This window comes from Nostoc sp. LEGE 12454, from assembly GCF_056620565.1.
In genome coordinates this window covers 1-21,222 of record NZ_JBWQXL010000006.1, presented here as the reverse complement: position 1 = coordinate 21,222, position 21,222 = coordinate 1, and the positions used below count along the sequence as shown (strand labels likewise).

14 protein-coding genes and 1 pseudogene are annotated in these 21,222 nt (G+C 41.2%); 5 read left to right on the top strand and 10 right to left on the bottom strand.

What is annotated here, in order from left to right; genetic code table 11:
- Positions 1-53: 53 nt before the first annotated feature.
- Positions 54-1,220, bottom strand: coding sequence for a glutamine-hydrolyzing carbamoyl-phosphate synthase small subunit (gene carA, locus AC1F2U_RS08195; RefSeq protein ID WP_480260653.1), 1,167 nt, complete (start codon positions 1,218-1,220; stop codon positions 54-56).
- Positions 1,221-1,477: 257 nt separating this feature from the next.
- On the opposite strand from carA, the gene AC1F2U_RS08190 reads away from it, so the two are divergent.
- Positions 1,478-2,527, top strand: coding sequence for a retropepsin-like aspartic protease family protein (locus tag AC1F2U_RS08190; RefSeq protein WP_480260652.1), 1,050 nt, complete (start codon positions 1,478-1,480; stop codon positions 2,525-2,527).
- On the opposite strand, the gene trpD is transcribed toward AC1F2U_RS08190, so the two are convergent.
- The 3 genes from trpD to AC1F2U_RS08175 all read right to left on the bottom strand — a co-directional run bounded on the left by trpD (position 2,457) and on the right by AC1F2U_RS08175 (position 5,641).
- The gene (gene trpD / locus AC1F2U_RS08185; protein ID WP_480260651.1) at positions 2,457-3,524 is read right to left on the bottom strand and encodes an anthranilate phosphoribosyltransferase; all 1,068 of its coding nucleotides are present in this window, start codon (positions 3,522-3,524) and stop codon (positions 2,457-2,459) included. The two genes, AC1F2U_RS08190 and trpD, sit on opposite strands and share 71 nt — an antisense overlap.
- Before the next feature lie 80 nt (positions 3,525-3,604).
- Positions 3,605-4,486 carry a DNA adenine methylase gene (locus AC1F2U_RS08180; protein ID WP_480260650.1) on the bottom strand — a complete coding sequence of 294 codons (882 nt, stop codon included), beginning with the start codon at positions 4,484-4,486 and terminating at the stop codon, positions 3,605-3,607.
- 18 nt (positions 4,487-4,504) lie between these two features.
- Positions 4,505-5,641: a hypothetical protein gene (locus tag AC1F2U_RS08175; protein WP_480260649.1), complete on the bottom strand. Its 1,137-nt coding sequence runs from the start codon at positions 5,639-5,641 to the stop codon at positions 4,505-4,507.
- A 304-nt stretch (positions 5,642-5,945) separates the two neighbouring features.
- On the opposite strand from AC1F2U_RS08175, the gene AC1F2U_RS08170 reads away from it, so the two are divergent.
- Positions 5,946-6,125 (top strand): high light inducible protein, encoded by a 180-nt coding sequence (locus tag AC1F2U_RS08170; protein WP_069071239.1) that lies wholly within the window; start codon positions 5,946-5,948, stop codon positions 6,123-6,125.
- A 102-nt stretch (positions 6,126-6,227) separates the two neighbouring features.
- On the opposite strand, the gene AC1F2U_RS08165 is transcribed toward AC1F2U_RS08170, so the two are convergent.
- The 6 genes and pseudogenes from AC1F2U_RS08165 to AC1F2U_RS08140 form a co-directional block, all read right to left on the bottom strand.
- Positions 6,228-7,319: a hypothetical protein gene (locus AC1F2U_RS08165; protein ID WP_480260648.1), complete on the bottom strand. Its 1,092-nt coding sequence runs from the start codon at positions 7,317-7,319 to the stop codon at positions 6,228-6,230.
- A 117-nt stretch (positions 7,320-7,436) separates the two neighbouring features.
- Positions 7,437-10,412, bottom strand: a complete 2,976-nt coding sequence (locus tag AC1F2U_RS08160; protein WP_480260647.1) for a molecular chaperone — start codon at positions 10,410-10,412, stop codon at positions 7,437-7,439.
- Positions 10,412-10,546 carry a hypothetical protein gene (locus AC1F2U_RS08155; protein ID WP_480260646.1) on the bottom strand — a complete coding sequence of 45 codons (135 nt, stop codon included), beginning with the start codon at positions 10,544-10,546 and terminating at the stop codon, positions 10,412-10,414. The genes AC1F2U_RS08160 and AC1F2U_RS08155 overlap by 1 nt, the downstream gene beginning before the upstream one ends.
- Positions 10,518-10,781, bottom strand: a complete 264-nt coding sequence (locus AC1F2U_RS08150) for an aspartate aminotransferase (protein ID WP_480260645.1) — start codon at positions 10,779-10,781, stop codon at positions 10,518-10,520. The genes AC1F2U_RS08155 and AC1F2U_RS08150 overlap by 29 nt, the downstream gene beginning before the upstream one ends.
- 56 nt (positions 10,782-10,837) lie before the next feature.
- A pseudogene (locus tag AC1F2U_RS08145) lies at positions 10,838-11,662 on the bottom strand (Rpn family recombination-promoting nuclease/putative transposase).
- A gap of 31 nt (positions 11,663-11,693) precedes the next feature.
- The gene (locus AC1F2U_RS08140) at positions 11,694-14,240 is read right to left on the bottom strand and encodes a proteasome protein (RefSeq protein WP_480260644.1); all 2,547 of its coding nucleotides are present in this window, start codon (positions 14,238-14,240) and stop codon (positions 11,694-11,696) included.
- Between the two features lie 936 nt (positions 14,241-15,176).
- Here AC1F2U_RS08140 and AC1F2U_RS08135 point away from each other — a divergent pair.
- From AC1F2U_RS08135 to AC1F2U_RS08125, 3 genes are all read left to right on the top strand, one after another.
- The gene (locus AC1F2U_RS08135) at positions 15,177-18,041 is read left to right on the top strand and encodes a PAS domain S-box protein (protein WP_480260643.1); all 2,865 of its coding nucleotides are present in this window, start codon (positions 15,177-15,179) and stop codon (positions 18,039-18,041) included.
- Positions 18,042-18,416: 375 nt separating this feature from the next.
- Positions 18,417-19,139: a cyclase family protein gene (locus tag AC1F2U_RS08130; RefSeq protein WP_480260642.1), complete on the top strand. Its 723-nt coding sequence runs from the start codon at positions 18,417-18,419 to the stop codon at positions 19,137-19,139.
- 109 nt (positions 19,140-19,248) lie between these two features.
- The gene (locus tag AC1F2U_RS08125) at positions 19,249-20,745 is read left to right on the top strand and encodes an aldehyde dehydrogenase family protein (RefSeq protein WP_480260641.1); all 1,497 of its coding nucleotides are present in this window, start codon (positions 19,249-19,251) and stop codon (positions 20,743-20,745) included.
- The last annotated feature ends 477 nt before the right edge of the window (positions 20,746-21,222 follow it).

Sequence of the window (21,222 nt, the reverse complement as noted above, 5' to 3'; positions counted from 1 at the left end):
AATTAAAAATGCCATAGTTCAAAAAGAAATCTTTCATTTTGAATTTTTTATTTTTAATTTTGAATTCCCCCAAGGGGTTGACGTGCTGTTCGCATAGCTTGAACAAATTGCTCAAACAAGTAATCAGCATCGTGTGGGCCAGGGCTAGCTTCTGGGTGATACTGTACGGAGAACACAGGTAGAGATTTGTGCCGTACTCCGGCAATGGTGCGATCGTTTAAGTTGAGGTGGCTGATTTCTACAACTGCCGTAGGTAAAGAATCTGGATCAATAGCAAAACTATGGTTTTGGCTGGTAATTTCTACTCGTTGTTGTAAACCGGCAGGCTGATTCAAACCACGATGACCAAATTTGAGTTTATAGGTTTCTGCCCCTAGTGCATGACCTAAAATTTGGTGTCCCATACAAATACCAAAGATGGGTTTTTCACTTAACAGGAGTGCTTTGGCAGTTGCAATCCCTTCGGTGACGGCAGCAGGGTCGCCAGGCCCATTAGAAAGAAACACACCATCTGGATTGTATTTGAGAATTTCCTCTGGTGGTGTATCAGCGGGTACAACAATTACCCGACAACCATAACTTACTAAGCGACGTAATATATTACGTTTAACGCCAAAGTCAAGGGCAACAACGGTAAAGGCTTCCCCAAGATTTTCCCCAGCCTCAGAGTTGAATTCCCAAGCTGGAATTGTGGGATCGGACCATTCATAAGCCGTTGAGGTGGTGACTTCCCGAACCAGATTCAATCCTGCCATGTTGGGAGCTGCCTGTACCTGCTCTAGCAATTCCGTTTCATCGAGAATGGTTGTAGAAATGCCACCGTTCATCGCTCCGAACATCCGAATTTTGCGGGTGAGGGCGCGGGTATCGATGCCGTAAATCCCTGGTATTTGGTTTTGCTTGAGGTAGTCAGGTAAAGTTTGTGTCGATCGCCAGTTACTTGGACGGTGACAAATATTGCGGGCGATCGCACCCCGCACTTGGGGGCCATCTGATTCTTCATCTTCCAGATTTACGCCAGTATTCCCCAATTCAGGATAGGTAAAAATCACAATCTGACCGCGGTAACTAGGATCGGTCAGGACTTCTTGATAGCCGGTCATGCCAGTGTTGAACACCACTTCTCCGATCGCGGTTCCCGTCGCACCAAAAGACCAACCGCGATAAGTGGTTCCATCTGCTAGGACAAGTAAAGCTGGTATTGAGTCAGTCAGGGGCATAGGTGATAGGATTGGGGATTGGGCATGGGGCATTGAAAAGAGGCAGAGGGGCGGGGTGCGGGGGGCAGAGGGGAAAACTCTTCTCCCTGCTCCCTGCTCCCTGCTCCCTATTCCCCACTCCCTATTCCTTAATACTGCGATTGTTAATTATCCCATGAGTTGAGCAATTGGGAGTTTTTAAGATAGTTAATTAAAATTAAAAGGGAATTAAAGTAGCGGGAGTGGATTTGGCAAAGCTTGGGCAGTTAAAATTAATTATGCTTCAGTCTTTTTTATCCCGTGCAACCCTAATTTTTGTATCAAGCACTCTAGCGGTTTTGTGCGTTGCCTGTAGTGAAGACAAACAAAACACTGCGATTGTTGGCAATGAGCAACCAACACCAGTTGGGGATCTAGCACCAGTCCAGCCTAGCGTTAAACCAGTAAGACCAGCAGCTAGCCCAGAAGCGCAGCCGCTAGATCCGTTTGAAAGTGAACCAAGTCTTTTTGAGATCGGACGAGACAAAGCTGTTGGCGCTTGGAGTATCAGCCAATCGGCTCAATCTCCAGATGATTGGAAATTGGTGGCGAGTCAGTATCAGGAGGCGATCGCGCTGATGCAAAAAGTGCGGCGAAAAAGCCCAGAATTTGCGATCGCTCAAACCAAGATTACTGAATATCGGCGGCAAATCAAATATGCCCAACAGCAAGCTCTTCCTCGCCCTGTGCGCCTTGCCGAACCGAAGAGGGTAGTAGTTGTTGTTCCCCACACAGTAACCACACCAAAGTATACTTCACCTCTATCGCCTCCACAAGAAATAAACCCGTTACCACCAAAACCAGCTTTGCCCTCATCAGCAGTGGTAATTCCAGATGAAGCAGTATTTACAGCCCCGATTAAAAGGCGGATTGGTGGAACACCAATTGTCGAAGTCACCTTCAATGGCCAGCAACAATTTGACATGATTGTAGATACGGGAGCCAGTGGCACTGTAATTACCCAACAGATGGCCGATGCTTTGGGAATCGTGCCAGTTGGGAGAGCTAAGGCAAATACCGCTAGTTCCAGAGCTGTAGAATTTCCTGTAGGCTACGTTAATTCGATGGCAGCTGGCGGGGTAACAGTGAATAAAATACCAGTAGCGATCGCAGGTGCGGAACTAGAAACTGGACTTCTAGGACATGACTTTTTTGGTAATTATGATGTCACCATTAAGCGTAATGTGGTAGAATTCCGCCCGCAATTGCGATCGCAAATCAATTCCCCAGAAACTCAACTAACTCCTCCAACTTCGTCCAAGCTGCCCCGCTTTGTAGGATATCCTTAGCGATTTTAATCCCTTGGGCGTGATCTAGGAGTGCGATCGTACCCGCTACTTGCAGCGCCAACGAGGCATTCAACGCTACTGCATCTTGTTGCGCCTGAGTTCCCTTACCTTGGAGTACAGCCTTGAGAATCTCCGCATTCTCTTGAACATCTCCACCCCGAAGCATACCTATAGGAGCAGGCGTTAAATCCAAATCTAGAGGATTAATAGTAGTTAACTGTACTTCTCCGTCTGATAAAACCGCCAAGTCAGTTTCATCTCCCAACCCAGCCTCATCAAGTTTTTCTCGCCCGTGCAACACAATCGCCTTTTCCTTGCCCAAATTCTGTAAAGCTTCAGCAACAGTTGCCAAAAGCTTGGGAGTAAATAAGCCCACTACCTGCCCAGTTGGACGCAAGGGATTTACTAACGGCCCCAGCAAATTAAAAATTGTTCGCACTTTCAAAGTCCGCCGTAATGACGCAACGGCCTTGAGTGCTGGATGCCAACCAGGGGCAAACAAGAAAGTGATCCCGACTTCTTGTAGTGCTGCTTGTACTTTTTCACTAGAAGCACTCAAGTTTACACCCAAGGCTTCCAATACATCTGCACTTCCTGTGAGACTTGAAGCTGAACGATTGCCATGTTTGGCGACAGGTACGCCAGATGCTGCGGCGACAAATGCAACGGCTGTAGAAATATTAAAGGTTGATGAACCATCTCCACCAGTGCCACAGGTATCTATGACAGTGTTGAGTGATGAGGAGTGAGGGCTGAGTGGGGAACATTGAGATTGTAATACTTCAGCCATGCCGGTCAACTCGTCGGCAGAAATGCCTCTAAAGTTGAGCGCTGTTAAAATAGCCCCTGATAACTCTGGGGGAACCGCTTCACTGAGCCAACCTTGCATCAATTCCGCAGCTTGAGTACGGGACAAAGATTGGCCATCTATTAATTGTTGCAGCAGGACATACCAGCTAGCAGAGAATTCTTGAGCAGGGATTGGGGAAGTTATCATAGCTAAGGTTTGTATGTTGTAGCTATATTGAGAGCTATGGGGTTATCCTACCGGAAAATTGGAAGCTATCAAAGTTAGGTTTAAATCTCAAGGCTTAATTGCAAAGCTGGATTAGCAAGATCCTGAACTTGTGATTTTTTCTCCAAATCAAGTTTAACTTTGTAGTTTGTAATGAATAACTCTTTTCCTTTAGCTGCACCACTCTGCTTATAGTTATTCATCCCATACTGTAATTCCCACTCTGAGATATTAGCCCATTGAAAATTGTCTCGAATTTGCGTTGAGTTGTCGTAGGTAATTAGCCAGCGATGATGACATTGTTGCAAAAGTTCAGCAAATCTATGGTCCTCAAAAGATGTGTGCAAGTCACCATCTTTACCATATAGCTTTGATTTTTTAGCGCTAAAATATGGTGGATCTAAAAATAAAAATACATCTTCTCCTTCTGGTTTTAATAGGTGACTGTAATCTAAATTAGTAATCTGGACGTTTTCTGATAAGATATTTTCTAACTTTTCGAGTCGTTCTATTGAAGAATCAGTAAATCTTTTATGGAAAGCTTGTTCAGAAAAACCACCTGATTCTACAGTTCCTGAAAAAGTAATTCTATTGAGTACGAAAAAGCGAACTGCTCTTTCTAAGTCAGATAAATTATTGACATCTACACTAGTTAATTCTGTAAAGAGTAATTTACCATCTGTATATTTTACTTTAAGATGTCGAATTTCTTTAACTAACTGAGCTATATCAGATTGGGCAAACTTCCAGAATAAGAATAGTTCGCGGTTTAAATCGTTAATCCAAATCTTGAGAGCAGGAAACTTTTGCCTTAAATAAATAAATACAGAACCACCACCCACAAAAGGCTCTCGATATTCCGAAAAGCTCTCTGGCAAGTATTCAACTATTTGATTTATTGCTTTTGACTTACCACCAGGATATCGGAGAGGACTTTTGATCATAATTCAAAATTATAAGGTTTAAAAATTACTGGATACTTCTATTTTAAGTTTATGATTATTTTGAGCTTCTAAAGCCAATTTTTTAATAACTGATTTTTGATTTTTATTAAAATTTTTAATATTAACTTCTAAAAAAAATTCTAGTTCTTCTAGTGATGCATCAGGAAAAACAATAGAACCAACAACGTTGTTACCTGTAAGCTTTAGCTTCGTAACAAATAATACTGGTTCACCGTTCAATATTAAAGAATCTAAATTAGAAAATAAAATTAGCTTAAATAAACTATCTTGAATATCAGGGAGCTTTGGCAAAGATGCTGTTGAAGTATTTTTTGACTCTTGTATAATATACATGTTGTTCTCGAAGATTATCTCATCAGGAGTCAAATAGTAAATTCCGCCAAGATAGTTTTCAATACTAAAAGTTGCTTTTAATCCATCTACTAAATATTCTAGTTTATGAGAAGTCAGCGCTTCTCTCTTACTAGCACTCTGAGAACCTTTAAGAGAAATATTCTTAAATTCCTCAAACTCTTCTCTGATTTTATGTAAATATTTATCTGCTCCTTCTCGTGAGTGAATTATTACTCCAGTTTTATGATAAATAGAATCATAAGAATCTAGAGCTTTTTCAAAAGTTTGCGTAAATCTTTCTTCAAATAGATTCTTATTCCAATGAAGTGCGCTTTGGCGATATGCTAATATCTCACTGATTTGAAATTTAACAAAATCATTAGCAAATTTTTGATTACTCAACTTATTCTTATTAACTTGACCCTTCTTAGTACTTTTTTTTGCTGTTTCGTAATAAGCAAGTACTATATAGATATTAAGCAAATTCATCCAAGAAATTGTAGAGTATTGGATTTTATCTATATCGCCATCTTTGCCCTCATCTTTAATCACCGGGATTATAGTTATAACTTTGGAGGAATTATATGTATTATAAATTCTGGCAAATGGATAACTTCTGGTTCTCTTAGGTGATACCCATTTTGAATAAGCAATTTCAGTTGTAGGTGACTGGATTAATCCATAACCCCTTTCTTTATTGACATCAAATACATCTAAACTAATCCTACTTAAATTATCATCCAAGTAAGTTTTATAGGTTACTCCCTTGATAAATCCTGTAAAATGGAGGACTTCTGCCATATATTCAAATTTTCTTAATATTTCTCTTTGCCATAGTTTAGTTCAGCATTGGCTATTAAAGCATAGAAATGACCAAGCAAGAGTTAATTTTCTTTTGAAATGGCTACAATTTTCTGAAGGAATTGGCTCTTGGAGTGTAGCTTTCCCTCGTAGGCGATCGCAAACCTGCCAACAAAAAACTACGTACCCGTAATACCTCTCACTGAATTTTATATCGAGTTTATGTTGCAATTTCGTAAAAGTCTGTTACATTACTTTACAGGCAGTTATAACTGTTACAACATAAAAGCTCGGAGTATTATTTATGGCAGACGTTAAGAAGACTACGCCTTCGGTTTCAGAAGATCCTAATGCTTTGCGCTGGGGCTTCACTCCTCAGAGCGAAAACTGGAACGGTCGTTTTGCAATGATTGGCTTTTTATCTGCTGTTGCACTTGAAGTGTTTTCTGGTCAAGGGATTTTACACTTCTGGGGCATCCTTTAGATTTAAACGTTTTTACCTTCATTAGATTATGAGGCAAGGCGGGGATTAGTAAAATTGTCTGCCTTGCCTCGTAATCTCAAGAATTAGAAAAGTTGCTAGCAACTAGCGTGATGAGCGAAATATTACACGGCCTGGAGATTCTTCTTGATTAATTCGCGCATATACCCGAAGAGAAGTTAAGACTTCGCCAGGAATACCACCACAGTCTAGTTGTAAGTCATCCTTGGATAAAGCACAGATATCTGCATAAAGTCCCGATAATTGGCGGATTCGCACTTCATTACCTGCATTAATCGCTTCATCAGCGACTTTCTTCAGGATGCGCCGTGATTCATGTTGTAGCTTCCCCCACCAAGAATAGCGTTCAGCCGGTGGTACGAATACTAGGGAATGTATCGCTTCGTCCATGTCAATCCAAGCACGGAGAATTGACAGGGGATCGGTGTTTTTCTCTGCTTTTTGGGTGCGTTGGAAGCGATCGCTTAAAGCATCAATATATTGATCGCGCTGTTCTGGTTTAGAGTGTAAGGAAACGACATCGAAGCTAAAAACGCTCTTTAAAGCATGATGTAAATCTGGGTCTATTTCGATAAAATTCATATATAAAAACAGGAATGCTGCTGGTAAATCGGATGCATTGCCTTGAGTAACTAGTGGATTTGAAAGTGCTTGTTGATATAAGCATAATCCCTGAGTTTGAACAGTACCACTAAGTCCAGGGTAGATAATTTCATCGCGGATAAAAGGAAGTTGAAAGAGATTAGAATTATCTGCGATCGCACCAACTTCTTGAGCTAAATCTAAGGTGCGCTGTTGCCAAGATGCAGCTAAATCCTCTGGGACTCGTAGCAGTTTGCGTTGAATTTCATTCCACAAATCTGAATCTGTTTGGCTTTGCAGTTGGGAATTACCCAAATAATAACTAAGTTCTGAGTCAGAATTAAAAGCTTCTCGAAGGTGATTTAGTTTTAACTCATCTTGTATATCTTCCCAACCAGTATTTTGCTGTGGCGGTTCAGGTTGTAAGAGGTTACGAAGTTCTTGCAGCACCTCATCACATATTTTAGATCCTGGATCTAGTGGAAATTCGGCGCGAGCCTGATTTAAACTAGCCTCTAGTCCATACAAACTAAATCGCAGTAATTGGGCTAACTCCGAGTTTTCTATCTCTAATAATTGACGCAACTGCTGCATGAATCTCACCTCCAAAGCGAATAAAACTTGGCAAATCTCTGCGCTCCTCTGCGTTTACTCCGCGCCCCTTTGCGTTTAAAAATATTAATTTTTTTCAACGCAGAGGAATGCAGAGGTTTAATGTATGCCGCAAAATGGATCGCGTTCTTTATCAACTTCATTAGGTTGCAATTCTAATTCAGCACGATAAACACATCCTTCTTCTTTCAGGCATTCTTGATTTTGTGATGTCCAGTAAGGTACTTCACCGGCGTGCATCCTTAGAATACCTCGATCGTCGAGAGTTACACGATATTGGCAAGGGTAATCTGTTGTTACATCTGGTTTGCTGAGTGCGCCAATTCTTATCCATTTTTTGCTGTTGGTTTCGACATCTGTTTGATAAACATAGAAGGTGTGCTGTCCAGTTTGTGGGAATGGAGGTAAAGGATTACTAATTAACCCAATTCCCGGTTGCGTCACTCCATCGCGTAAATAGTGAAATTTGTGAAACGTTTTAGTACCATCATTTCCAACTTCAAATACAAGATGATAGGCATCTGGTTGATCGACAGTTGCTGATTCAATAACATTGACGGCAATATCACCATCATTCAAGTCTTTATTGAAGCCTTCCACAGCAATATTCCAGTTTAATTTACCATCAGCAAATAGCGATGAAGTTTCTGAAACTACCGATTCTAAATCAATACCAGAAATGTCAATCAAATAATGGGGATTTCCTTGACAAAGCAATACGTTAAATTCGAGGGTTTGGTCAATCTCAAACTGGACTTTGATTTTTTTCAGAAATTCTACTTCTAGCATTTCCAGTTGATTCATCAGGTTTTTGCCGTCAAAGCTTCCCCATAGTCGTAAATCTCCTTCTTCGTAGTCCTGACGGTAGATAATATTAGTTAATTGTATGCCTTGCCAATGAGTACGAACTTTAGCAACAGTTTCCCAAGGTGCGAGTTGATAGAGTTCTTGTCCGGCTTTGAATATAGTTAGTAAATCGTTGCTTTGGGTTTTGCGTTTGAAGTTGCAAGGTAAATAATAAAACAGGTTTTTGACATCAATTTCTAGCTGGTTGGCTCCCTTACGCAGCAAGCTTTTAGACTCTTCTGGATCGAATCTCAATCTTCGTAGCTTTTCGGCATAGCAAGCACCGGCAGAGGTGGCTAGCTTGGTAAATTCCAATACAAAGGTAATCCGTTCTGGATTCCAGACAAAATATGGAGATTTACTAAATTCTTGGTATATTTGGCGCTGTACTATGTCTAAATTACAAGTTTTACCAGACAAAATTAACCAATCAACTTTTTGGGAATTCCAAGAATCTTTGGTGAGATCGTCGGGACGCAAACGACTTTCCATTAATCCTTTGGCAATTCCGATCGCTTCTTTAATTCCCGAAGCGGCAGCTCGTTCAAATTGCTGATTATCTAAGGTGACGCAGATGTTATTTGGATCTGTGACTTGCAATTTAATGGCGCTTTGAGTGAGCAATTCGGAAATTTGCTGCTCAGAAAGTGTAAAGGTTAATAGAGAATTCTCTGCTGGTGGCTTTTGCCCAAGTTTAAGTTTGGCGGCTTCTGCATAATCCCAGAGAATATAAAAAGATTGCAGACGTTGAGGTGCTTGTTGCCAACGGGTGGGTAATACTTTTTCGGCAGTGTCAAGAGCATCTTTGTAAGAAATATCGCCTTCAGGATTCTCTCTATCTAAACATTTTAAAAGACTGCCAGTTTTGAATTTACCTTGTTCTAAGAAGCGCTCGTTTAATTCTGAGTTAATTAAATCTTCTAGCTTTTCATTTTCAATATCACCTGTTGTGACTGCTGTCAACAAAAAGTCTGCGATCGCAACTTTTAATAATCTGAAAATTCGCAGTGTAATTAATTCACCGCCTAACTGTAAATGACCAGATGAACCTAATAGTTTGGGGGTAAGTTTATAATAACGTCCTCCTAAACCTCGGTCTTCATAATCAGCAAAAGCTGGAGTTTTATCTTCTAAAGTCAGTTCAATTAAAGCTAAGTCTGTAGTTCCGCCACCAATATCCAAGACGAGGACATTTTGTGACCATTTGTTTCCGACTTGGCGACAACGGGTTTTGAATGACTCAATCCCAATGTTGAGATTACCGCCAAATTCTCGCCATAAAAAGAATATCGCCACAGAAACGGCTTCATCATAAGCAGTTTGTACATCATCGATCCCCAACTGCTCAACTAATTCCCTAACTTCCTTACGAACCACTGGTGGGGCGACAGTTGGGTAAGTGACAACTGCTGTTAAAAAATCTCCTTCAGAAAATCTGCGTCGTGCGTGTTGGCGGTAGTCTTCAGTTAACTCGATTAAATGCGCCCAAGCAGATTGGATTAACTGGTTGGCGGTAATCGTTTCTTCTTCGCCATCCAAAATAACTGAAAACGATCGCTCCTGGCCAAAATAGCGTTTAGGTGAATGGTGAAACCTGCTGATAATTTCCTTTAAAGAACCGCTTGTACCTTGAGCGATTGCTTTTTTCCGGTTATCTCTAGCTTCCCTTCCCATCCGCAGTTTTAAATCCCCTAAGTGTGAAATTTCCGACTCGCTAGGAATTTCCGTATCGCGGCGATCGATATCTAGCACAACTGGGATCAGATTTTGCGACTCTAGGGTAGGGACACGGAACACCTCATGATAAATTTGGTAAAGTTTTTTGCTGACAGCACGGCGGAATCTCTCGCTGTTTCCTAAAGAAAGTTCAATTTGGCGAATTGCTTCCAAAAATCGCTCTTTATTATCACTTTCAAATACTTCACTCAATCTGCTGGGTTCTATCTCCACATTTTTGCTAATCTCTGTGATAAACTTTGTCCAATCATCAGCGCTGACATCCGGTAAAGCTACGGAGGCGGGAGAACTTAGCCATTGCGATAAGCGATCGCGCAACCGAATTTCTTGTTCTTTGGGTAAGATTTCTGCGATCGGCACTTCAATTGGATCGAAAAGTGTAACTGTCGAATTTGACGTGCCAAAATCTAAAGCAAACCATCCTGGAAATCTTTTTTGTTGTTTCTCACTTGGTTCGCGATCGGTATAGTTGTTCAATTTAAAAGGGTTCATTATAGTATCAAATCATTCTGTTGAGCGATCGCTTTTTTATCTAGGGCGATGCCTACGCTTTTATATGAAAAAGCATAGGCATCGCTATGAAAATGCCACCAGTTACTAAGTTGATGTTGAAGATTCTTGCTCACTTGCAAGTCTTATTTCTTCAACTTGTTCGATAGTTAAATCAAGTATCCTCGCAACCTCTTCTATCGAAATACCATAAGCTAAACACCTAGGTATAAGTTCACGTTTTACTTCTTCTCGTCCTTGTTGTAGTCCTTTTTCTCGTATTTCTTCTAGTGCTTGTTTTATTCCTTCTTGTCGCCCTTCTTCTTTAGCTTCTCGATAAACCCTAGTTTCTTGTAACGTAATTTCAAACATAGCCTTTACCTTTTCACGACTTAAGTTGGTAAATTTATAACCAGTAATTGTTGTGATTACTCAGCTGCAAGTCTTACTTGTTCGATGGTTAAATTAAGTGATTGGGCAACCTCTTCCATCGACATACCAAGAGCTAAGAACTGAGGGACAACTTCAAGTTTCGCTTGTTCTCGCCCTATTTTCACTCCTTGTTCTCGCCCTATTTCTACTCCTTGTTGTAGTCCTTCTTGTTTCGCTTCTTAATAAACCCTAGTTTCTTCTAACTTAACTCCTAACATTGCTTCTACCTCTTCACGACTTAAGTTTGCGAATTTATAAACTGCAATTGTTGTGATTACATCTATTATCTCCTTCTTAGCCAAGACAGTTATCTGCTCTTGTTGCACCCGCTCAATTAAACGTTTTGCTTCCTGAACCATTTGAGTCTCTGAGGCAATAGTCAACTGCATCAAACTGATACCTACTTTTTGCTCATCAGGACTACCTAACTCATCTAAATAAATTCGTTGTACTTGAGAACTGTTCAGTAACGATCTATGAATAGTGGTGTTTTCCGGTTCCAAGCTGCGAGACTGTAAAATAATTACTCCGTACCAGTCATCGTAAAGCGACGGGTTACGATACATATACAGCATGGATTCGGAGAAAAAGCGATGGTACAGTAACTCATCCTTTTGGAATTGTACCTCAGCAAAAAAGATCGTTTGAGATGTTGCATCCGGTGGAGGTAAAAATACCCCATCAATCCGAAATGTTGGTTCTTTAACTTCAACTGATTCAAAGCGATAGTTAGCAGCTTCAGGCGGTGGTTGTTCTACTAACTCAAAAAACAATCCTGGTACACGCTTGAAAATTGTATAAAAAATCGCATCACGTCTCACAAATACACCGTCATATCTCTACGCGATCGCGTCATCCCAAATCCAAATCGTCTGAGTGAGAAACAGCCGCCATTTCAGAAATAATCTGCAACCAAGTAGGAATTTGGATCTCAGATGGCAATTCCCCAGCTGCCAAATATCTTAGTAAACTTTCTTTTTTTGAAAGGTTTTGCAGACTAGGAATAATTTGATCCAAAATACCTTCTAGTTCGGAATTAATTTGTTGATTAACTTCGCTAACATACTGCACAAGATGAAGGCTGGCACTAGCAGTAATTTCATCTCGCAGTCGCAGTACTAAAAGTTGGTGATTGCTCGATCTGGGTAAACCTTGGCTTTTCTCTGGTGCCCAATCAAAGATTTGACCAACGTTGTGTTTATCGTCTTGACGTGCTAAAGGAAAGATAATTTCGGGTGCAACAGTTTTATCTTTGCTAGTAATTTCCGAGATGATTGCCTCTTTCCATTCGTTAGGATCGCATCCTAGTAATAATTTATAAAAGAGATCGGCATCTTCAAAACCAAATTTTTCTTCGATTTCTTGTTCCATTTCTGGGTGGAAAAATGCCTGCAATTGTTCGCGTTCTGGGGCTATATAATTTGATAATTGGCTCAACAAATCTACCACGGCTTGCTGGATGCGATCGCGGGCAAAATCTTCTACTTCTTTAACGGTTTTCTCAAATACTGGATAAAAATCATCACTCTTAGTTGGAAGGGAAGTATTTACGCGGTTTCCCCGATCGAATAATTTCCCAGCTGCACCTTTAGATTCTGCCAGAGCGATCGCTCCATTATTGGCTTTGTTGAAGAGTAAAGTCCACTGGTTCCAATTGAGAATTCTAAAGGTGAGTTCGTCTTTTACTACATCGCTGACAACAACACCGCGCCGATCTTTGAGTGGTTCTTTGCCGATATCTTTTTGGAAATTTCTGTAGATTTTATCTAAGCTTTCGACCACAAAGCGCAATTCGATAAAAGCCGGACTATCGCCTGTGGGGATACCTTGCTCGTGAATTTCATCTATGATGTCTTTCAAGTGATCTTGTTGCTGACTCACCACATCAGCAGCTCTTCGGGTATCTTCATGCAGTTGCTTCAAACCATGAGTAGCTACGTGAGTTTGAATTAATTCCCGCAGCTTACTAAGTCCGCCATCTTGACTAAAATAACCCAACTGTTTGCCCAAATAGCTACGGGTGTTAGATTCTATCAGCCGTTCACTTAATAGCTCCCATTTCTGTTGTAGCCGTTTAGACCTGTCTAAGTAATCAGGATAGTCTAAGTTAGCCAAAAATTCTGGTGAGCCTGCTTTGACTGTACTAGAACGTTTTGCTAATTCAGTCAGTCCCAACAGTGGCGACAGTAAAACGATACGGTCTTTTTGGGTTGTAAACGCAGCTGCACCGTCAATGGTAGTTTGCAAAACTTTGAGTTTTTGGAGAACCGTTTCCTCTTCTAAATGGCTATCTTCAATGAGATGGTCAAGTTCTCTTTCGCCACCTTCACTATCTAGAGGTAGTTGATCGAAACGACCCACACCGACGATAATTAAATCTTTCAGGTCTTGTCCCGGTCGCTGCTGCTGCATCATCGTGAAGATTTTATTGGCGCGATCGCTTCCGGGAGATTTACCATTTAGCAATACCAAAATTGTCTGTACTTCTGCCAATTCCCGCAGTGACAAAAAGGTATCCCTAGCCCCGGAATTAGCAGCCCCCAATCCCGGAAAGTCGATGAGAATAAATTTAGCTGCGTCTGCAAAATCCCAAATTTCCCGTGAGATTTTCACATCGATATCGACGCGGCGAATTAGTGGGAAGCTATTTTGCAATAACTTTGTTGGTAGCCTCTGGGGTGGACTGGGTAATCTAATGTGCGCTGGGGGTAGATCCTCAAATTTCAGAGTTTGGATTGCCATTGGCTGCTCGACTAGCTGTAGCCCCTCGCGGGCAGTCACCGCATCAATTTGGTAGTGCCCACCACACATAACTTCCCCATAAGCTTGATAAGCCCGTAGGAATAATACCAACTCTCGGAGTAAATAACGTAGCTCTAAATTGTTACTGCTATTCCATGCTTCTTCACACCAGCCAATAATATCTGTGCCAGAGTTGAGTTTCGATACTGGTATCGGAGGAAGCCCTGCTGCTGTTGTTCGTTTATTGGCTTCTCCTAGCATGAAGCGTAGACACTCGTGTACGCCTTCATGGGAAAGATACTCTACCGTAAAGTTACTTAATTGAGTGGTTGCAAAATCGTCTTGTGGGATAATATGTATGGCGGTAACATTACCTGTAGTGGGGTTTTCACTGACTGGCAAAGCATCTGCATATCCAATTAGACTGCCTAAAAGTAAGGTTTTTCCACTACTAAATTCCCCCATTACCCCAATTTTGACAGGCGAAGTTGCCAGGTCTACAGTTTTCTGGGCAGCCGATCGCAAACGAAGAAGACAGTCATCAAGACTAGCTGGAACCCAATCTTCTTGTTTAGAAGGGTACTGGGGCACAGAATCTATCTTTCGGAGGATGAATTCGCCGTACTCCTTAAAACGGCCCAGTTGATCTGGTTCCATAAAGTAGTTTCCGTTTAACATTAATTTCTGTGAGCTTTATAACATATAAAATGCGATTACCAGGCATTGTTACAACCAGTTGATATCACAATTAGCATTTCTCTCATTTAATTTGCGATTTTGCTATAGCAATCCTAAATCATTCGTGAAATTTGTTCTCTTTTTATTGGCGTACTTTTCTACAAGATGCCGCGCGTATTCTACGAGGAAGTAAGCTATATGTAGTGTCTCGTAGATAGACAGTTTGTCATTACCTAGATCGATCGTCACTCAGATAAGATTGCTATATAAGCCATTTTGACTAGTCAAGACAATTTTAAAAAATTGGGTTTTGTTGAGAACAATAAAAAACAATACATTCATCATTATCCCAAATTCTAAATAAATAGGGTTGGTTTTTATACCCCTAATTCAATCTAATCTGCCGAATACAGATGTAGTTTTCAAATTTTTTTATACTCCCTTATTTTAAGCACGATAGATCCATCAGCCAGATTTTAATTCATGCTGAATTCTTCTTGATAAAAAATCAATATTTATTTTGAATGAAATTCTTGATTATTGTGAATTTCTTATAAAGATGTAAATGCCTTGCAGACAATCATATAGTTTCCGTAAAGCTAAATCAGGTTTTTGAGCAATGCAATTACATAGCTAAGATGGATTTATTAGTGACTTCAAAAAGAAACAAAGTCAAACAAGCTCCCTGATATATAGATAGTTTAAATTTCACACAAAATGCTGAAGCTAATCTTAATGATAACTTCAGCATTTTTTCAATTTATTTACAGTAAAAGAGGAATTGCTGCATATATAAAAATAAATAAAGTATTAAGATCGTTAGCAGGTTGGCATAAACAAGATTATATCCATGTATTAAGAAATTGTATTTTCAGCATATTACCTTAATAATTTAGGCAGAGCAGGCAGGCAAAAGTGTTTTCTAAAAAGGTGCAGAGCTACGTTAAACAAATCATAGTTGAAGAGGAAGAAATACAACAGGATGAAAAAGTATTCTGCCAGCAGGCGGATATTGCTCCTCTGATGATTTGGATGTCTGGATGTAATGCACTTTACTGTTACTTCAATTCTAATTGGCTGAAATTTACTGGAACACATCTAACAAAAGCCGCGTCTGCATCTGCGCGAGAAGAGGAAATAGGCAATATTTGGACTGGCAGCGTCCATCCAGAAGATAGACAGCGATGCGAAGATATATACCTAAGAGCATTTGCGACGTATGATTCCTTCCAGAGGCAATATCGCCTGCGTCGAGCTGATGGTGAATATCGCTGGATTTTAGATACAGCCGCGCCACGATTTGCCGCAGATGGTAGCTTTGTCGGTTACATCGGTTATTGTATCGATCTAACAGAAGTGCCGATAGGGATCGGTCAACCTTCCTTAACAGAAAGCTGCTCGCTATCGACAAATTCCTCTCGCCGCCTACGTAAAATTACAGATAGAGAACGGGCAACAGAATTAGCAAAAGCATTAGAGCAACTGCAAGCGGAAATTAGCAAACGTCAAGCAGTTGAAGCACAGTTACGCCAAAAAACATCAGAATTTGCCGCAATTTTGCAAGTACTTCCTGATTCCTACTTTCGTCTTGATGCTGCTGGAAGTATTCTGGATTACAAGCAAGGGTTGATGGAGAGTCTGTATATTTTACCAGAAGATTGTCAGGGCAAGAGTTTGCGAGAATGCTTACCGACTACTGTAAGCGATCGCTTCCATCAAGCAATAAATCAAGTACTTGAAACTCAATATGAAGTCAGTTTTGAATATACCTTAGCGCAACCAGAAGAAAAAAATAATTTTGAAGCTAGGTTATTACCATTACCAGACCAGCAAATCATAGTTCTTGTCCGTGACACCAGCGACAACATCCAAGCAGCCTTAATAGAAAGTGATGCCAAGTTCCGCAGCATTGTAGAAAATGCCAATAACGTTATTTTTGCGCTGACACTTGAAGGAATATTTTCCTACGTTTCTCCTAACTGGACTGAGATTTTTGGGCATGAGGTTGCAGAGGTTGAAGGCAAATCTTTTGTTCCCTTCATACATCCTGACGATGTGCATATCTGTGCCGACTATTTCCAAAGAATTTTGACAACAGGCCAGAAACAAGAGGCGATTGAATATCGAGTGAAACACAAAAATGGTAATTGGCGATGGCATACAAGCAACTCATCTGTTATTAAAGATGCTAATGGCAATGTTTTGTACTTCGTTGGTATTTGCTATGACACTACTGACCGTAAAGAAGCAGAAATTGCACTCAGAGAAAGCGCCCAGCGAGAAGCACTCCTCAATCGTCTTTCTAATCAGATTCGAGCTTCTTTGGATCTCAATCACATTGTGGAAACCGCAGTGCAGGAGATTCATAACTTATTTCAGATCGATCGCTGCGCCTTCCTTTGGTATCGTCAAGACGCTGATGTACCATACTGGGAAAAAGTATATGAGGCGAAAAGTTCCTTTTTACCCTGTCTACTGAACCAACAAGAAGCAACTCATGCCGAAATCAAACTAATCGCAGCCAAAACCTTGAACGGAGAAATCATCCGCATTGATGATATTGAGACTGTGGGCGATTCCATAGCACAGCAATTTTTGCAGGATTTTGGTTTTACTGCCTTTATGGCGCTACCCGTACACACTCAATCTGGTGAAATTGGTGCATTTAGCTGTGGTTATTGTAGTGGCTTTCGCCCTTGGCTGAACAACGAAGTAGAATTACTACAAGCAGTTACAGTTCAACTAGCGATCGCTATTGACCAAGCTAAACTTTACACCCAAAGTCGCATCACTGCCCAAACTGCCCAAGACAAAGCCCAGCAACTAGAAGCAGCACTGCTAGAACTTCAACAAACTCAAGCGCAACTGATTCAAACTGAAAAAATGTCCAGTTTAGGACAGTTGGTTGCAGGTATTGCCCACGAAATCAATAATCCCGTTAATTTTATCTACGGCAATATTAGCCACGCTCATGCATATACCAAAGATTTGCTCCACTTAGTAGAACTTTATCAACAGAGCTACTACCCACCAACACCAGAGATTAACCAACAAATCTACACCATTGATTTAGACTTTCTCAAGCAAGATTTGCCCAAAATGCTGGAGTCTATGAAGATGGGAGCCGAACGCATTCGGCAGATTGTCCTATCTTTACGCAATTTTTCTCGCCTTGATGAAGACGGTACAAAAGCAGTGGATATTCATGAAGGGATGGATAGCACCTTGCTGTTGTTGCAAAATCGTCTAAAAGCTAAACCAGGACATCCCGAAATCCAAGTAATTCGAGACTACGGCAACCTACCACCAGTAGTGTGTCATGCCGGACAGATGAATCAGGTATTTATGAATTTGTTGACAAATGCGATCGATTCTTTACAAGAGTCATACCCTGCGGGAAGGCGAAGCGCCTATGTCAATAGTCATACCCTGCGGGAAGGCGAAGCGCCTATGTCATTAGTAAACAACACTGAACAAAGGACAAATAACCAAGGACAAATAACTTTTCCACAAATTCGCATTTACACCCTCATTCAAGAAGACCATGTAATCATTAAAATTGCTGACAATGGCGCAGGCATGACTGAGGAAGTGCGCAAACGCCTATTTGATCCCTTCTTCACTACAAAACCTGTGGGTAAAGGTACAGGTATGGGATTATCAATTACCTACCAAATTGTAGTCCAAAAACACGGTGGAAAAATCCAGTGTATTTCAGCACCAGGAGAAGGAGCCGAGTTTGCTGTGATAATTCCACTAAAGCAAAAACCCTCTACCTAGATATCACACAATAGAGATGTGAGTGAAAAAACGTAGAAACCTAGTACTGCTATGTCTCTACAAGGGTTCTGAATAACGCATATTTAATTTCTGAAGATGTCTAATCTTAATCTAAGCTTAATCAAAAATTAACCTACGGGTTGTTAACTAAGATCAACTCACTTTTTGCTGCAACATTTGAATCCCCTCAATAACCTAAAATTTACAGGAATTGAGGGGATTATCTCTTTTAGTATAGGGAATTAGGTTTGAAAAACGTTGTAATGCTAGTACTATCGTTGCGTAGGCGTCGCCCAACCCAGACGATGTACACAATGAACTGCACCTACGCACCTTACAAAAAATCCCTGAGTACAAATAAAATAGAAGGCTGGGATGATACAACCCCAAAGTCAAAATAGTATCATTTACACACGCGTTATCCACCTAAGTCATGTAATTGACGTAGATATTCCCCAATGGTCTGGAGATCCCGCAGTAGAATTTGAAACTGTGGCTGAACTAAATAATGATGGCTATTACCTGCGGCGTTTCTCCTTGGGGGAACATAGTGCTACCCATATCAACGCCCCTAACAGTTTTCATAGTTCTGCTGTGGGAATTGACCAATATCCAGCCCAGTCTTTGGTTGTACCTGCGGTGGTTATAAATGTTTGTCAAGCTACAGCAGTTAATCCTGATTATGCCCTGACTATGGCTGATGTTTTGGCTTGGGAAGCAGAATACGGTGAAATTTCTGCCGGCTGCGTAGTTATACTGAATACTGGTTGGCAAAAGAAGTGGTTGGATAAAAGTGCATTCCTCAATCATGATGCTCAAGGAATTGCCCACTTTCCAGGGTTTGGCATTGATGCAACTCAATTTTTACTTGATGAACGGCAAATAGTTGGGGTAGGAATTGATACTCATGGTGTAGACCCTGGGCAAGATAACAGTTTTACGATTAACCGTCTAGTTTTAGAACAACCGCGCATTGTCTTGGAGAATCTGACCCATTTAGATCAACTGCCACCTAAAGGTACTACTCTAGCGATCGCACCTCTAAGATTACGTGGTGGTTCTGGTTCTCCTGTGGGCGTGTTGGCTTTCGTGCCTTAATTTTTATATCGATATTTGTTTATCGCGCCAATTTCCTAAACTTGAGGATAACCTAGAAAGCAACCAAACTTAATACACAAGTTTCAGTGGATCATCGGAGATTTTCAAAATGACAACTCCGCTATCTTGCCGCAATTATATAGACGGTCAATGGTTGAGCGCTGTAGAAGAAGCAACTCTAGAAAGTCGCAACCCTGCCGACAAAACCGAAGTAGTTGCCACATTTCCCCGTTCTCAAGTGAAGGATGTAGATACAGCGGTAGCCGCCGCCCGTAAAGCATACCGCAGTTGGCGCAAAGTCCCGGCCCCAGCTAGGGCAGAATACATCTTTCGCGTTGGGGAAATATTACTTCAGCATAAAGAAGAACTTGCCCAGTTAATCAGTCAGGAAATGGGTAAACCATTGACAGAAGCTAGGGGAGATGTCCAAGAAGGTATTGACTGTGCCTTTTACAGTGCTGGCGAAGGACGGCGATTATTTGGGCAAACGACACCCTCGGAAATGTCCAATAAATTCGCCATGACAGTGCGGATGCCCATCGGAGTCTGTGCCTTAATTACTCCCTGGAATTTCCCTGTGGCAATTCCTTGCTGGAAAGCTATGCCAGCCTTGGTATGTGGCAATACAGTCATCCTCAAACCTGCTGAAGATACTTCTGCCTGTGCAACTAAATTGATTGAAATTTTTCAACAAGCAGGTTTACCACCAGGAGTAATTAACTTGGTGCATGGTGTGGGAGAAGAGGCGGGGAAAGCTTTAGTTGAGCATCCCAATGTAGATTTAGTATCTTTTACCGGTTCTTCAGAAACGGGTGCTTTTGTCGGCGCTACTTGTGGACGCACTCACAAGCGTGTCTGTTTGGAAATGGGTGGTAAAAACGCTCAAGTGGTGATGGAAGATGCCGATTTAGAACTTGCTCTCGATGGTGCAGTGTGGGGAGCATTTGGGACAACTGGGCAACGGTGTACGGCTACCAGTCGCTTGATTTTGCATCGTGATATCAAAGAAAAGTTTACCGCTATGCTTTATGAGCGTACCAGTAAGTTACGCTTGGGTGCTGGCACTGACCCGAATACAGATATTGGCCCGATAGTCAATGAAAAGCAACTCCAACAGGTGAGGAAGTATTTGGATATCGCTCGTGAAGAAGGAGCAAAGGTTTTAATTGGTGGGGAAATTGCTAATGAAGGCTCATTGAAAAACGGTTACTTCTTTCAACCAACTATTTTGGATGATGTAACTCCTGATATGCGCGTTGCTCGTGAAGAGATATTTGGGCCAGTGGTGGCATTAATTGAGGTTAGTTCTTTTGAGGATGCGATCGCAATTCTCAACGATAGCAATTATGGTCTTTCTTCTTCAGTTTACACCCGCGATATCAATCGGGCTTTTACTGCTATGCGCGACATCGAAGCAGGTATCACCTATATTAACGGCCCGACTATTGGCGCAGAGGTACACTTGCCCTTTGGTGGTGTGAAACAAACCGGTAACGGACACCGGGAAGCTGGAACTACTGCTTTGGATGTTTTCACAGAATGGAAAAGTGTCTATGTTGACTTCTCTGGAAGTTTGCAACGCGCTCAGATAGATAACCGCAGTTAATTATCTGCAAATACCCTTGGGTTAAGGCTTGATTATCCCTAACCCTCCTTAAATTTGAATCTGCTCTGCTGCTTTAAAGCGTTGCAAACTCAGTGTATTTCCTTGCTTCTGGAGGATGAAAAGTCAACAAAACTTAGAGGTTGTTTGAAAAGTGGTTGGCTGTGATTTTAGGCACTAACTGATCCCCCCTAGCCCCCCTTAAAAAGGGGGGAACCGGAATCAAAGTCCCCCTTTTTAAGGGGGATTTAGGGGGATCTAAAACGTTTTATTACCGAGAAGAAAACTTTTCAAACATCCTCTTAGAAGGTAATAGGTTTTATCTGACTTGTGCAGGTATAAAACTCAGATAATAGACCTCTTGCAAAAGTCCCAAATACGTGGGACAAGTAGGTTAGAGTTGGGTAGCATTGATGACATACGAACAAGTAAAAATCTTAAAGCCAGAAGACTTTAAACGCTTGTGTGGTGTACGACCGG

What these genes read in the sequence shown, in the direction of transcription:
- AC1F2U_RS08150 (WP_480260645.1), bottom strand. Translation starts at nt 10,781, where the DNA reads ATGTTTGAAATTACGTTACAAGAAACTAGGGTTTATCGAGAAGCTAAA.
- AC1F2U_RS08140 (WP_480260644.1), bottom strand. Translation starts at nt 14,240, where the DNA reads ATGGAACCAGATCAACTGGGCCGTTTTAAGGAGTACGGCGAATTCATC.
- AC1F2U_RS08165 (WP_480260648.1), bottom strand. Translation starts at nt 7,319, where the DNA reads ATGCAGCAGTTGCGTCAATTATTAGAGATAGAAAACTCGGAGTTAGCC.
- AC1F2U_RS08130 (WP_480260642.1), top strand. Translation starts at nt 18,417, where the DNA reads ATGATACAACCCCAAAGTCAAAATAGTATCATTTACACACGCGTTATC.
- AC1F2U_RS08175 (WP_480260649.1), bottom strand. Translation starts at nt 5,641, where the DNA reads ATGGCAGAAGTCCTCCATTTTACAGGATTTATCAAGGGAGTAACCTAT.
- AC1F2U_RS08180 (WP_480260650.1), bottom strand. Translation starts at nt 4,486, where the DNA reads ATGATCAAAAGTCCTCTCCGATATCCTGGTGGTAAGTCAAAAGCAATA.
- AC1F2U_RS08160 (WP_480260647.1), bottom strand. Translation starts at nt 10,412, where the DNA reads ATGAACCCTTTTAAATTGAACAACTATACCGATCGCGAACCAAGTGAG.
- carA (WP_480260653.1), bottom strand. Translation starts at nt 1,220, where the DNA reads ATGCCCCTGACTGACTCAATACCAGCTTTACTTGTCCTAGCAGATGGA.
- AC1F2U_RS08125 (WP_480260641.1), top strand. Translation starts at nt 19,249, where the DNA reads ATGACAACTCCGCTATCTTGCCGCAATTATATAGACGGTCAATGGTTG.
- AC1F2U_RS08190 (WP_480260652.1), top strand. Translation starts at nt 1,478, where the DNA reads ATGCTTCAGTCTTTTTTATCCCGTGCAACCCTAATTTTTGTATCAAGC.
- AC1F2U_RS08170 (WP_069071239.1), top strand. Translation starts at nt 5,946, where the DNA reads ATGGCAGACGTTAAGAAGACTACGCCTTCGGTTTCAGAAGATCCTAAT.
- trpD (WP_480260651.1), bottom strand. Translation starts at nt 3,524, where the DNA reads ATGATAACTTCCCCAATCCCTGCTCAAGAATTCTCTGCTAGCTGGTAT.